11 protein-coding genes and 1 pseudogene are annotated in these 12,263 nt (G+C 60.0%); 8 read left to right on the top strand and 4 right to left on the bottom strand.

From position 1 onward, the window contains the following. Positions 1-193: 193 nt before the first annotated feature. The 4 genes and pseudogenes from MYY08_RS04645 to MYY08_RS04660 form a co-directional block, all read left to right on the top strand. Positions 194-1,251 (top strand): annotated as a pseudogene (locus tag MYY08_RS04645) (TonB-dependent siderophore receptor); the annotation flags it as partial. A 119-nt stretch (positions 1,252-1,370) separates the two neighbouring features. Continuing rightward, positions 1,371-1,568, top strand: a complete 198-nt coding sequence (locus MYY08_RS04650) for a hypothetical protein (protein ID WP_038629541.1) — start codon at positions 1,371-1,373, stop codon at positions 1,566-1,568. A 1-nt stretch (position 1,569) separates the two neighbouring features. After that, positions 1,570-2,334 carry a hypothetical protein gene (locus MYY08_RS04655; RefSeq protein ID WP_038629537.1) on the top strand — a complete coding sequence of 255 codons (765 nt, stop codon included), beginning with the start codon at positions 1,570-1,572 and terminating at the stop codon, positions 2,332-2,334. Between the two features lie 87 nt (positions 2,335-2,421). Continuing rightward, positions 2,422-3,546, top strand: coding sequence for a GNAT family N-acetyltransferase (locus MYY08_RS04660; protein WP_038629535.1), 1,125 nt, complete (start codon positions 2,422-2,424; stop codon positions 3,544-3,546). A 5-nt stretch (positions 3,547-3,551) separates the two neighbouring features. Here the strand turns inward: MYY08_RS04660 and MYY08_RS04665 are convergent, their stop codons facing one another. After that, positions 3,552-5,384, bottom strand: coding sequence for an ABC transporter ATP-binding protein (locus MYY08_RS04665; RefSeq protein ID WP_288013514.1), 1,833 nt, complete (start codon positions 5,382-5,384; stop codon positions 3,552-3,554). A 111-nt stretch (positions 5,385-5,495) separates the two neighbouring features. Between MYY08_RS04665 and MYY08_RS04670 the strand changes: the two genes are divergently transcribed. Then, positions 5,496-6,110, top strand: coding sequence for an alpha/beta hydrolase (locus MYY08_RS04670; RefSeq protein WP_038629530.1), 615 nt, complete (start codon positions 5,496-5,498; stop codon positions 6,108-6,110). Positions 6,111-6,225: 115 nt separating this feature from the next. Here MYY08_RS04670 and MYY08_RS04675 read toward each other — a convergent pair whose 3' ends face one another. Next, positions 6,226-7,044, bottom strand: a complete 819-nt coding sequence (locus MYY08_RS04675) for a sugar phosphate isomerase/epimerase family protein (RefSeq protein ID WP_288013517.1) — start codon at positions 7,042-7,044, stop codon at positions 6,226-6,228. Between the two features lie 83 nt (positions 7,045-7,127). Then, positions 7,128-7,505 (bottom strand): fluoride efflux transporter CrcB, encoded by a 378-nt coding sequence (crcB, locus tag MYY08_RS04680; RefSeq protein ID WP_038629522.1) that lies wholly within the window; start codon positions 7,503-7,505, stop codon positions 7,128-7,130. Positions 7,506-7,833: 328 nt separating this feature from the next. Between crcB and MYY08_RS04685 the strand changes: the two genes are divergently transcribed. Continuing rightward, positions 7,834-8,985, top strand: coding sequence for an acetyltransferase domain-containing protein (locus tag MYY08_RS04685; protein ID WP_104951396.1), 1,152 nt, complete (start codon positions 7,834-7,836; stop codon positions 8,983-8,985). Positions 8,986-9,028: 43 nt separating this feature from the next. Here the strand turns inward: MYY08_RS04685 and treB are convergent, their stop codons facing one another. After that, positions 9,029-10,450, bottom strand: a complete 1,422-nt coding sequence (gene treB, locus MYY08_RS04690; RefSeq protein ID WP_084970404.1) for a PTS trehalose transporter subunit IIBC — start codon at positions 10,448-10,450, stop codon at positions 9,029-9,031. Between the two features lie 397 nt (positions 10,451-10,847). Between treB and MYY08_RS04695 the strand changes: the two genes are divergently transcribed. Continuing rightward, positions 10,848-11,789, top strand: a complete 942-nt coding sequence (locus MYY08_RS04695) for a nucleoside hydrolase (protein ID WP_288013522.1) — start codon at positions 10,848-10,850, stop codon at positions 11,787-11,789. A gap of 27 nt (positions 11,790-11,816) precedes the next feature. Continuing rightward, positions 11,817-12,005, top strand: coding sequence for a hypothetical protein (locus MYY08_RS04700; protein ID WP_038629517.1), 189 nt, complete (start codon positions 11,817-11,819; stop codon positions 12,003-12,005). The last annotated feature ends 258 nt before the right edge of the window (positions 12,006-12,263 follow it).

Raw genomic sequence — 12,263 nt, forward strand, 5'->3', positions numbered from 1 at the left:
CGGAAAACCGCCTCCTTTCCTCCCCGGCCTGAAGGCCAGGGTTTCCCGGAGGCATTCTGATGATGAAACCGACCACTGGCGCAACTTCGGCCGCCAGCGTCAGACGGTGATCGCCCCTTCTCTGATGTGGTATGGCGAGTCCACCACCGTGCGCGTCGCCTGGGAGCATATGGAATACCTTACGCCGTTCGATCGCGGCACGGTCATCGATCCGCGCAGCGGCAAACCGGTAGATGTCCCGCGCGAGCGCCGCTTCGACGAGCATTACAACGCCACGCGCGGCGATCAGGATACCCTGAGCTTCCAGCTCGACCAGATGCTGAACGACCGCTGGCGCTCGCAGCTCACCTGGGCCTTCAGCCGCAATACCTACAGCGACAGCCAGGCGCGCCACCGCCTTTAACGCCGAAACCGGCGTGCTGACACGCCAGGCGGACGCCACCGTTGATGCGCAGAGCCGCTCGCAGATGGTGCAGCTGACGCTGAACGGCGACGTCGACTGGGGACGCGTCAACCATCAGCTGCTGTTCGGCTTCGATTATGAAGCGGACCGCACCTTTCGCGGCGACATGATCCGCGGCGCGAAAGACAAAAGCTTCAACGTTTATCAGCCGGTTTACGACCAGATGCCCGCCTCCACCGCCGGAGCTGGGCAAAGCCTGGGAGGTGGGCGCAAAGATCGATCTGCCTGGCCGCGTCACCGGCACGCTGGCGCTGTATGACATTCACAAACGCAACGTGATGGTGAGCGAACTGGTGGATGGCGAAAGCGTTACGCGCACCGCAGACAAAGTACGCTCGCAGGGCGTCGAACTGGATCTGGCGGGCAGCCTGACCCGAACCCTGAGTCTGGTGGGCAGCTATGCGTACACCGACGCGCGCGTCACCGCTGACCCGGAGAACCGCGGCAACGAGCTAACTAACGTGGCGCGCCACACCGCGGCGCTGTTCCTGACTAACGACTTCGGCGCGACCGGCCTGCTGCCCGCGGACGATCTGCGCGCAGGCATCGGCGCGCGCTACGTCGACCGCCGTCCGGGCGACGCCGCCAACAGTTTTTATCTCGACGACTATACCGTTGCCGACGCCTTCGTCGCCTGGACCACGCCGATCGACAGCTATCGCGTGAAATGGCAGGTCAACGTTAAAAACCTGTTCGACAGCACCTGGTACCCCTCCAGCGGCAACAATCTGCGCGTCACCGTCGGCGAACCGCGCGAAATTGTACTGAAAGCCAGCGTCGATTTCTGATTTTTGCCACGGGCGCGCCGCCGCGCCCGTTTTTTTTTGCCGTTTCGCCTTCGATTCAGACTGATCCCGTCCCAAAGCCGCCATCCCTTCCTACACTAGTGGTGAAAGGAGGAAAATAAATGTTAAAGCTGATTCGCTCACTCTTTACCAGCCCGGAGAAACTGCTTCAGGTGATGTCCCAGGATGACGTTCAGGACTCTATTGACGATGGCGATCGCATCATTATTGATGAAAACGGCAGCGCGATGGTCAATATCCACAGCAAGGAGGTGCAGAACGATTTTGCCCGCCACGTTGAAGCATTAAAGAGGGCATAAAATGGGAACGGCGATATTTATGGTGCTGATGGTCTGCGGTTACTGGTACAGCAGCCGCGACCTCTCCACCCGTTTTAAATTCAAACGCACCTTCGGCTGGGACGTCTATTTTCTGGTGGCGCTTTACGGCTGTATTTTCGTGATTCAGGGCGTTATCGCTACCGCCATTATCTGGCTGCTGCTGTTGGCCGCGTCCGCCACCATGAACGCGTTTCCGCACTATTTCGGCGCGGAGCATCACAGCTACCACATTGAGTTTATGAACTGGAGCTTTCTCGGCATCCAGGCGCCGGTAGTGATTATGCTCACCTTCGCCGTGCTGTTTTGCCTCTATCGCTCCAACTGGGCGGGCAGCGCGCGTCTCGACGGTCAGGGCCGCCGCGAGCTTTATAATTCGCTGTCGCGCTCCAACGGCGTGGAGCATCTGCTCTATCAGTGCATGGAACAGGGAGAGCTGGCGTGGATCACCCTTACCTCGCATCGCATTTATATCGGCATGATCCACACCTCGTCCTTCGACAGCGCCGACGCCAATAACGTGGTGCTGATCCCGATGCTGAGCGGCTACCGCGACAGCAAAACGCTCGACCTGATTGTGGAGCATAACTACAGCGCCTGGTACGCCAAACATGACATTACGCTGACGTCGGAGCCGCAGTCGGCGCTGGCGTTCCGCAAGGTTATCCTGCTCGACCAGATCGAAAGCCTGTCGCTGTTCGATCCGGCCAGCGCGCTGGCGCTGAACATGCGTGAGAACAGCGACTAAGCGGTTGCGCGCGGGAATATGCTAAGGTGAATATTCACTTTCGGGCGGGCCGTCGCCAGGCGGCCCGCTCTCTGCCGGAGTCTGTTGATGTCGCTCTCCTTTCTTGCTTCGCTTAACGCCGTTTCCGCCGACGACTGGGACAGCCTGCTGTCCGACACTCAGCCCTTTTTACGTCACGCCTTTCTCAGCGCGCTGGAAGAGAGCGGCAGCGTCGGCGCGGAAAGCGGCTGGCAGCCGGCGCATCTCGCCTGGTTCGAACAGGGGCGCCTGCGCGCCGCGCTGCCCGGCTACGGCAAAAGCCACTCCTGGGGCGAATATGTCTTTGACCACAGCTGGGCGGACGCCTGCCGCCGCGCCGGTATTCGCTACTATCCGAAATGGCTGGGCGCGGTGCCGTTCAGCCCGGTCAGCGGGCCGCGGCTGCTGGGCGACGCGCAGGCGCTGACGGCGCTGCTGGAGGCGCTGCCGGAAACGCTGGCGCGGCACGGCTTCTCCGGCGCGCATATCAATTTCACCGACGCGCGCGGCGATGCGCTGCTGGCGACGCAGCCCGGCTGGCTGGAGCGCCTCGGCTGCCAGTACCACTGGCATAATCCCGGCTACCGCGATTTTCAGGATTTCCTTGATACGCTGATGTCGCGCAAGCGTAAACAGATCCGCAAAGAGCGCGCGCAGGTGGCTGAAAACGGCATCACCTTTCAGTGGTTCAGCGGCGGCGAACTGAGCGAGGCGCAGTGGGATTTCGTCTACAGCTGCTACGCCAACACCTACGCGGTGCGCGGCCAGCTGCCCTACCTGACGCGCGACTTCTTCAGCCTGCTGGCGGAGCGGATGCCAACGGCGATCCGCGTGGTTTTCGCCCAGCGCGAGGCGCAGCCGGTGGCGATGGCCTTTAGCCTGCTCAGCGACGATACGCTCTACGGCCGCTACTGGGGCTGCCTGGCGGAGTTTGACCGGCTGCATTTCGAAACCTGCTTCTGGCAGGGAATGGAGTTTGCTATCGCTAACGGGCTGCGCCATTTCGACGCGGGCGCGCAGGGCGAGCATAAGCTGGTGCGCGGCTTTGAGCCGGTGATAACCCGCTCGTGGCACTACCTGCGCCACGAGGGATTGCAGATGGCGATAGCGGATTTCTTACAGCAGGAGCGGGAAGACGTGCGCCAGTGGGCGGAGGAAGCGCGCGCGTCGCTCCCCTACCGCCGGGGTGAATAACAGGCTTAATAGTCGCCGACGAAGTTGCCGGTCTGATGCCGCCACAGGCGGGCATAGAGCCCGTTCTGCGCCAGCAGCTGCTGATGGTTGCCGATTTCGATAATCCTGCCATTTTGCAGCACCACCAGACGGTCGAGCCGGGCGATGGTGGATAAACGGTGGGCGATGGCGATCACCGTTTTGCCCTCCATCAGCGTATCCAGGCTCTCCTGAATCGCCGCTTCGACTTCGGAATCGAGCGCCGAGGTCGCCTCATCCATGATCAGAATCGGCGCGTCTTTCAGCAGCACGCGGGCGATGGCGATACGTTGACGCTGCCCGCCGGAGAGCTTCACGCCGCGCTCGCCGAGGTGCGCGTCCAGCCCGCTGCGCCCCTGATTATCTGACAACAGCGGAATAAATTCTTCGGCGCGCGCGCGGCGAATCGCGGTCCACAACTCCGCTTCGCTGGCGTCGGGACGGCCATACAGCAGATTATCGCGAATCGAACGGTGCAGCAGCGAGGTGTCCTGGGTGATCATGCCGATCTGCGCGCGCAGGCTGGTTTGCGTGACGCTGGCGATATCCTGCCCGTCGATGGTAATGCGGCCGCCGTTCAGGTCATACAGCCGCAGCAGCAGGTTGACCAGCGTCGATTTCCCGGCGCCTGACGGGCCAATCAGCCCGATCTTCTCGCCCGGTTTAATATCGAGATGCAGATCGTTGATCACCTGACGACCGCCGCCGTAGTCAAAGCGCACGCTGTCAAAACGGATGGCGCCCTGCTGGACGCGCAACGGTTTGGCGTCCGGCGCGTCGGTGACGCTCAGCGGCTGCGCGATGGTGGTCAGGCCATCCTGCACCGTGCCGATATTGTCGAAAATACCGTTCACCACCCACATGATCCAGCCGGACATATTGACGATGCGGATCACCAGCCCGGTAACCAGCGCGATCGCGCCGACTGTAATCAGCGATTCGCTCCACAGCCAGAGCGCCAGGCCGCAGGTCCCGCCAATCAGCAGGCCGTTCAGCGTGGAAAGCGTCACGTCCATGCTGGTTAGCATACGGCTGGCGTGCTGGGTTTTTTCGGTCTGCTCGCCGATCGCTTCCTGCGCGTAGCGCTGCTCCAGATCGGTATGGGCGAACAGCTTCAGGGTGGTGATATTGGTGTAGCCATCGACAATGCAGCCCATCAGCTTCGAGCGCGCTTCAGACGAAACCACCGAGCGCGCCTTGATGCGCGGCACGAAGTAGCGCAGCGTGCTGGCGTAAGCGACGATCCAGATAATCAGCGGCAGCATCAGCCGCCAGTCCGCCTCGGCGAACAGCACCAGCGAGGTGATAGCGTAGATGGAAACGTGCCAGATGGCGTCGACAAGCTGCACCGCCGAATCACGCAGCGCGTTGCCGGTTTGCATAATGCGCTGCGCGATGCGCCCGGAAAAATCATTCTGGAAAAACTTCAGGCTCTGGCGCAGCACGTAGCTGTGATTCTGCCAGAGGATCAGGCTGCCAAGGCTGGGCCCGATGCTTTGGTGGATCAGCAGATCGTGCAGGCCGATAAACATCGGACGCAGAATCATCGCCACCGCCGCCATCCACAGCAGCGTGCCCCAGTGCTCGTGAAAGAAGCTGGCCGGCGTCGAGGCGTTAACCATATCGATCAGCTGGCTCAGATAGCGGTAAAGCGCCACTTCAATCAACGAGGTAATCAACCCAACCGTTAGCAGCGCGGCGAAGCTGCGCCATACCTGACGCAGGAAATAACAGTAGAAGGCCCATACGGTTTCAGGCGGCGCCTCGCCGGGGGCATCCTGAAAAATGTTGATGTAACGTTCGAAACGGCGAAACAGCATACGCACGCTCACTTTTTAATCGACGAGTCTCTGAGCTTAGTGCAATTTGGCGCGAGGGTTTAACTCTGCGGCGTAAAAGCGCATGCTAAAACTTTTTATGCGGAGGCGAAGATGACAAAAAAACTGGTGATTTTTCTGCACGGCGTCGGCAGCAACGGCGACGATTTGGCCGGGCTTGGCCCGCACTGGGCCCCCCTGTTGCCCGCCACCGCCTTCGCCGCGCCCGACGCGCCCTTTCGCTTCGATCACGGCCCCGGCTACCAGTGGTTCAGCCTTGACGGCATTACGCCGCAGAACCGTGCCGAACGCGTGATCGCCGCCCGCTCCGCCTTTGACAAAACGCTGCACGGACTGCTGAGCGCGCATCAGGTCACCGAACCGGAAAACGTGCTGCTGGTGGGTTTTTCTCAGGGATCGATTATGGCGCTGGACGCATTGGCTTCCGGGCGCTGGCCGCTGGCGGGCGTGGTGGCTTTTTCCGGCCGACTGGCAACGCCCGAACCACTGATGCCGGTGCGCCACGCGCCGGTGCTGCTGGTGCACGGCAGGGTCGACGCGGTGATCCCCTGGGAAGAGAGCGAATCCGCCTCGCTGCGGCTGAAGGCGGCAGGCGTGCCGGTAGAGACACAGTATGAAGCGGGCATCGGCCACACGATTTCCGGCGCAGGCGCGCAGCGGGCAGTGGCCTTTATCGCCCGCTGCTTCGGCGTCGGCAGCCGACTGTAATCCGGCGGTTCGCTCCCGTCCGCGCAGATAATCTCCTTCAGCGCTTACCGCTGTCGCCAGCGGTTTTCTGAATGCGACGGATGAGGCTCGCTCGCCGCGCTCACGACATCGGCCGCTATGACCAACAACGGCTTAGCGCGGCAAACGCCTGCTGTGCCGCGCGCGTCGGCGGCTGCTGTTGCAGCTGATCGTTAAACACTTCTATGCCGACCGGCCCACGGTAGCCCTTGCGCTTCAGCGCGGCGACATATTCCGCCACCGGCAGATTGCCGTCGCCGGGCAACAGCCGACGATGGCGCGCCGTATCCACCAGATGCGCCATATCGCCCGGCGTCACCGCCTCGGCCATATCGCACAGCTGCACTTCATAAATCCGCTCTGCCGGAATGCTCTCCAGCACGCTGGCGTCGTCGCCGCGCGCGGCGATATGAAACAGATCTACCACCAGCCCGACGTTAGGCAAATCGAGCCGCTCCAGTCGTCGCCAGGTCGGCTCCAGCCGGTTATCGACGCGGCTCCAGGCCATCGGCTCATACATAATCCGCAGGCCGTGGCGCGCCGCTTCAGCGGAGAGCCAGCGTAAATCCTCGTCGATCAGCGCCGCCTGGCAGTCGTCGCGCGTACAGGCGGGCGCCTGCACCGTATCGCAGCCAATCGCCTGCGCCAGCCGGAAAAATCGCTGCGCCTCCTGACGTTTTTCAGCGCGCAGCGTCAGCGGCGCGCCGGCGAAATCGCGCAGCACCTGGCAGTTGGTAAAGCCCATGCCAAGCTGTTGCGCCCGTTCACGCACCGCCGTCGCGCCGCCATCCGCCGATTCGATACTTTCCTGCCAGATCTCCACCTCATCGAAACCGGCCTCTTTCGCCGCCTGCAGCTGCGTCTGCGCGTCGCCGGAAAGCAGCACCAGGTTAAGAAATGTACGGTTAGTCGTCATAGTCCCTCCTTGTTAGCGGGAAAACCGGCGCGCCCGCAGACGCGCCGCCCTGTTTAACTGTAGAAGGCGATCGCTGCGCTGACCTAACCCAGCAGGTTAACCAGCATAAAACCGGCGAAGGTCATCAGCAGCGACCCAATGACATGAGTCAGCACATGCCCCATCGCCCAGAGGTATTTGCCGCTCTGCATCAGCGTCATGATTTCAACGGAAAAGGTAGAGAAGGTGGTCAGGCCGCCGCACAGCCCGGTCACGATCAGCAACTTCCACTCCGGCGACAGCTGCGGATTTTTCATAAACCAGGCGGTGGCCATCCCGATAATCAGCCCGCCCAGCAGGTTTACCAGCAGCGTGCCGGGCGGCAGGCTGGGAAACAGGGCGTTAAAGCGTAAAGAGATTAACCAGCGCAGCGTACAGCCCGCCGCGCCTCCCAGCATTACCGCCAGCATCGATTTCAACATCGCCGTTAAGGTCCAGAAAGTAAAAGGAATGATTCACAGGGTATGTCGCATAGAGGAAGAGGTCGACGTCCTGACATGCGGCACACCTTCCCGTTAAGAAAGCGTCGCGTCAGGCGTCATAAGCGCTCTGAAGAGCCGCGGTCAGGAAAGGTGGCACGCCATCACCTTGATGCCGCTGATTTTAGCCGCGCCGGGCGCGTCAGACAATAGCGCCAGGCCAGCAGGCGTTGCGCGTCTCTCCTTAGCCGCCGTTCCAGGTAAAGATCGTTGAGTCGCTGCTTTTTGTTATGATATAACATTTCGCCTTTTAGTCTTCTGGGAAATGGATATGTCCGATAAGCTCGTTCAACGCCTGCAGGCCATCGATGCGCTGCGTGGCCTGGTGATCCTGCTGATGCTGCTGGATCACGTACGCGAAACCTTTTTTTTGCATAAACAGCTGTCCGATCCGATCGATGTCGCGCACACCGATCCGGCGCTGTTTATCAGCCGCACGCTGGCGCACCTGTGCGCGCCGGTATTCGTTTTTCTGACGGGCCTTTCCGCCGCGCTCTATCAGCAGAAAAAGCAGAGCCGCGAAGCGGTTTCGCTGTTTTTGCTGAAGCGCGGCGTGGTGCTGATCGCGCTGGAGCTGACGCTGGTTAACTTCGCCTGGACCTTTAGCTTCCCGCCTGAAGTCCTCTATTTGCAGGTGATCTGGGCTATCGGCCTGAGCATGCTGGCGCTGAGCGCGCTGCTGTGGCTGCCGCTGTGGGCGATCGCCGCGGTCGGCGTGCTGCTGGTGGCGGGACATAACCTGCTCGACGGCATTCACGCCGCGCCAGGCTCGCCGTGGCATCTGCCGTGGGCGATTCTGCACGATCGCGGCTGGATTGAGATCGGCGATACGCTGCGGATGCGCACCTCTTATCCGTTGCTGCCGTGGGTCGGGGTAATCGCGCTGGGCTACTGCGCCGGACAGCTCTGGCAACCTGGCTGGCGCAGCGCGCAGCGAGGCCGGGCGCTGTTCGCCGCCGCTGCGGGTCTGCTCGGCCTGTTTGCGGCGCTGCGTCTGATCAATGGCTACGGCGAAAAACCCTTGCAGGCGGGCACGACGCTGGGCGAAAGCGCGATGGCGTTTTTCAATATCACCAAATATCCGCCTTCGCTGCTGTTTCTCTGCCTGACGCTGGGCGTGGGGCTGACCTTATTGGCGCTGTTTGAACGCGTGGAAGAGAAGAGCCGCTTTATCGGCTGGCTGGCGGTGTTCGGTAGCGCGCCGATGTTTTTCTATCTGCTGCATCTCTACGTGTTGAAGGCGCTCTACCTGTTGGCCGAAGCGCGCTGGGGGAAAAACCAGGGCGACTGGTTCGGCTTCGACGCCGTCTGGCAGCTGTGGCTCTGCATGCTGGCGCTGGCGCTGCTGCTCTGGTGGCCGGTGCGCCGCTTCAGCCGCCTGAAACAGCAGCGGCGCGATATCCGCTGGCTGAAATACTTTTAACCCGCACGGCGGCGGCCTGCGCCGCCGTTTTTTCAACTGCGGCTCATACTACCAACAGCTTGCCGGTAGCGTGCTTGCGCTTATAAACCGCCATGGTTAACAGCAGCGGCACCACAATTGCGACAATCATCGCGGTGCCGAAGATCGACCAGTACGCGGTTTTGATCGACAGGATCGCCGGCAGGCCGCCGACGCCAATGCCGTTCGCCATTACCCCGGCCAGCCCGCAAATCAATCCAGCGCAGGCGGATCCGATCATCCCGCACAGCATGGGGAAGCGATATTTCATATTAATGCCGTACATCGCCGGTTCCGTTACGCCAAGATAGGCGGAGACGGCGGCAGGCACCGAGATTTCGCGCTCGTTGGTTTTCTTGCTCATAAAAATAATGCCCAGCACCGCGGAGCCCTGCGCCATATTGGAGAGCGCGATAACCGGCCAGACCGGCGTGCCGCCGAGGTTCTGGATCAGCTGCAAATCCACCGCCAGCGTAGTCTGATGCACGCCGGTAATGACCAGCGGCGCATAGAGGAAGCCAAACAGCGCCGCGCCTACCGGCGCGAACGGCCCGGTCATCAGGTGACTAACGCCCCATGCGATGCCGTTGCCGACGATGCGGCCAAACGGCCCGATAATGGTGTGCGCCAGAAACACCGCCACCAGCAGCGATACTACCGGCACCACTACCAGCGTCAGATAGTTTGGTACGATACGCTTCAGCTTCAGCTCTATCCACGCCAGCGTCAGGCCCGCCAGAATCGACGGGATCACCTGCGACTGGTAGCCGACCTTATCAATCGCGAACCAGCCGAAATCCCATGCTTCCGGCGTCTGCTGCCCAAGCAGATAGGCGTTCATCAGCTGCGGCGAAACCAGCGTAATGCCCAACACAATGCCGAGAATCGGCGTGCCGCCCATTTTTTTCACCACCGACCAGCAGATGCCCACCGGAATATAGAAAAAGATTGCTTCGCCGATCAGCCATAAAAAGTCATAAATGCTTTTCCAGGCCGTCGACGCCTCGGTAAGCGGCGCGTTGTTATACAGCGGCAGATCGCCGATGAGATTACGAAAACCCAACACCAGACCGCCGCTGATTAACGCGGGCAGCAGGGGAAAGAAGATTTCAGCGAAATGGGAAATCAGGCTCTCGTGCCATTTCATATTTTGCCGCGCCACGCGCTTGGCGCTCTCTTTATCTGTTCCGCTTAGCTGGGTCTGCTTCAACAGCAGCTGATACCAGTCATCCACGTCAGTGCCGATCACTACCTGAAACTGCCCGGCGTTGGTAAAGCAACCCTTTACCATCGGCAGCTTTTCTATTTCGGCCGGCTTCGCTTTCGCCGGTTCGTTAAGCACGAATCGCAGGCGCGTAATACAGTGAGAGACGGTGGCGATATTGCCCTTCCCGCCGACCAAATCGATTAGTTTATCAATATCCTGTGGATTGCTTTTAATTGCCATTTTTAACCTTCCCGACGGTATTGAGTGCGAAATGCAAATCAGATAGCGCTGTACGAGCGGTGATAATGAAATTCAGCAAACCTGGCTGACATTAGCGGCTTAACTATTTCCCTGATAGCCGCGAGGCGCCAATTATTGAGAGCAATCACAAAATAGTTGCTGATATTTTGTTCGCATATCGCTAAAGGCAGCCGCCATGTTCTATAACTCATTAATTCAAAAAGGAATTGAAGCGGCAGGTAAGGATTGGGCGTTGAATAAACCTGTGGGGGCGGACAAGGGGGCCGGTTTTATATGCTTTGCTAATTAATCATGGCTCTGAATCAAAGGTCCGCTTGCCGCCGTTCGCCTAATCGTCGATGCTGACAGGCGACAACCTAAACCGGGGAGAAAACAGGTGCGCGACATTATTCTGGATACCGATATCGGCGTGGACGACGCTTTCGCGCTCGCCTATGCCGCCCGCACGCAACGGCTGCTGGGCATAACGACCGTATTCGGCAACGTGACGGTGGATCAGGCGGTGAAAAACGCCCGCCTGTTTTGTCAGAAGATGGCGATCGACGCGCCGATTTATCGCGGCTGTTCGCGCCCGCTTGCGCTTGCGCCGACCGCGCCCGCCGCGCAGGTTCACGGCGCCGACGGGCTGGGCGGCGTGTTCGCTAACCCTTTTAGCGGCGAAGCGGAGAACGCCGTCGAGTTTATTATTCGCAGCGTTAACGCGCGCCCCGGCGAAATTACGCTGTTGGCGATCGGTCCGTTGACCAATATCGCCAGCGCCCTTAACCAGGCGCCGGAGATCGTCTCGAAGGTAAAAGAGCTGGTGATCATGGGCGGCGCCTTCGGCACCGATGGGCATGCGGGCAACGTCACGCCCTTTAGCGAATTCAATATCTGGAAAGATCCGCACGCGGCGGATCAGGTGCTCAGTTCGGCGCTGCCGATCGTGCTGGTGCCGCTGGATGTGACGCATCAGGTGCTGGTCGACGGCGAGGCGATACGCGCGTTGCAGCAGCCGGTGCTGGAGGCCATTTCACGCAGCTATCTCGATTACAGCCTGCAAAAAGAGCGTTTCGACGGTATGGCGCTGCACGATACCTTAACGATCAGCTGGCTGGTAAATCCCGACTGGTTTCACTGCGTGGAGGCGCCGATCCGCGTCGTCACCGACGGCATTGCCAGCGGACAAACCCAGCGGCAGCTAACGCAGCTTGCCTCACGCCATAACGCTTTCGCCGACTGTACGCCGCAGCGCATCTGTCTCGGCGTTGATGCCGAAGCGGTGAAACGTCACTTTTTACAGGCGCTGAGCCAGCAAAATCAGGAAGAACAGAGATGAAAATGGCGGAAGGATCAGGCGCCGCGCATGACGACGCCTGAACAAAAACTACTGCGCGCGCGGCAGGCCGTTAACCGGTTCAAAAGCATGGCTGTGCCGCCGCAGCCATCGGACAGAGCGGAATACGGCTCCGCCATTGCGCAGCAGCAGCCACGCGGCTTTTCCTTTCTTCAACACGATGAAAGTCCCCAGATGAGGAAGTTCACGGGATCGTAACCATGTCGTATGCATCAGTCATCTCCTCCGTAGTAGTGGAATCAGTGTTGCCCTCTAATTAAAGATCAAAATAAACGAAGCGGAAGTTTCTGAATGCTAATTTTTATTGTTTGCCTGGCCTGCCGATCCAGGAACAATCCTGGCATCCATTCCTGATAACCGTCTCTGTTCTATTTGCGCAGGTGAACAAGCTCAGCGGCAACAGTTATTATCGGCCTCATTCATAAAATATAACATTTTCATTTAACCGTTACGTAA

Source organism: Mixta sp. (assembly GCF_024610815.1).
Lineage (GTDB): Bacteria > Pseudomonadota > Gammaproteobacteria > Enterobacterales > Enterobacteriaceae > Mixta > Mixta calida.

What these genes read in the sequence shown, in the direction of transcription:
- treB (WP_084970404.1), bottom strand. Translation starts at nt 10,450, where the DNA reads ATGGCAATTAAAAGCAATCCACAGGATATTGATAAACTAATCGATTTG.
- MYY08_RS04670 (WP_038629530.1), top strand. Translation starts at nt 5,496, where the DNA reads ATGACAAAAAAACTGGTGATTTTTCTGCACGGCGTCGGCAGCAACGGC.
- MYY08_RS04700 (WP_038629517.1), top strand. Translation starts at nt 11,817, where the DNA reads ATGACGACGCCTGAACAAAAACTACTGCGCGCGCGGCAGGCCGTTAAC.
- crcB (WP_038629522.1), bottom strand. Translation starts at nt 7,505, where the DNA reads ATGTTGAAATCGATGCTGGCGGTAATGCTGGGAGGCGCGGCGGGCTGT.
- MYY08_RS04655 (WP_038629537.1), top strand. Translation starts at nt 1,570, where the DNA reads ATGGGAACGGCGATATTTATGGTGCTGATGGTCTGCGGTTACTGGTAC.
- MYY08_RS04650 (WP_038629541.1), top strand. Translation starts at nt 1,371, where the DNA reads ATGTTAAAGCTGATTCGCTCACTCTTTACCAGCCCGGAGAAACTGCTT.
- MYY08_RS04665 (WP_288013514.1), bottom strand. Translation starts at nt 5,384, where the DNA reads ATGCTGTTTCGCCGTTTCGAACGTTACATCAACATTTTTCAGGATGCC.
- MYY08_RS04660 (WP_038629535.1), top strand. Translation starts at nt 2,422, where the DNA reads ATGTCGCTCTCCTTTCTTGCTTCGCTTAACGCCGTTTCCGCCGACGAC.
- MYY08_RS04685 (WP_104951396.1), top strand. Translation starts at nt 7,834, where the DNA reads ATGTCCGATAAGCTCGTTCAACGCCTGCAGGCCATCGATGCGCTGCGT.
- MYY08_RS04675 (WP_288013517.1), bottom strand. Translation starts at nt 7,044, where the DNA reads ATGACGACTAACCGTACATTTCTTAACCTGGTGCTGCTTTCCGGCGAC.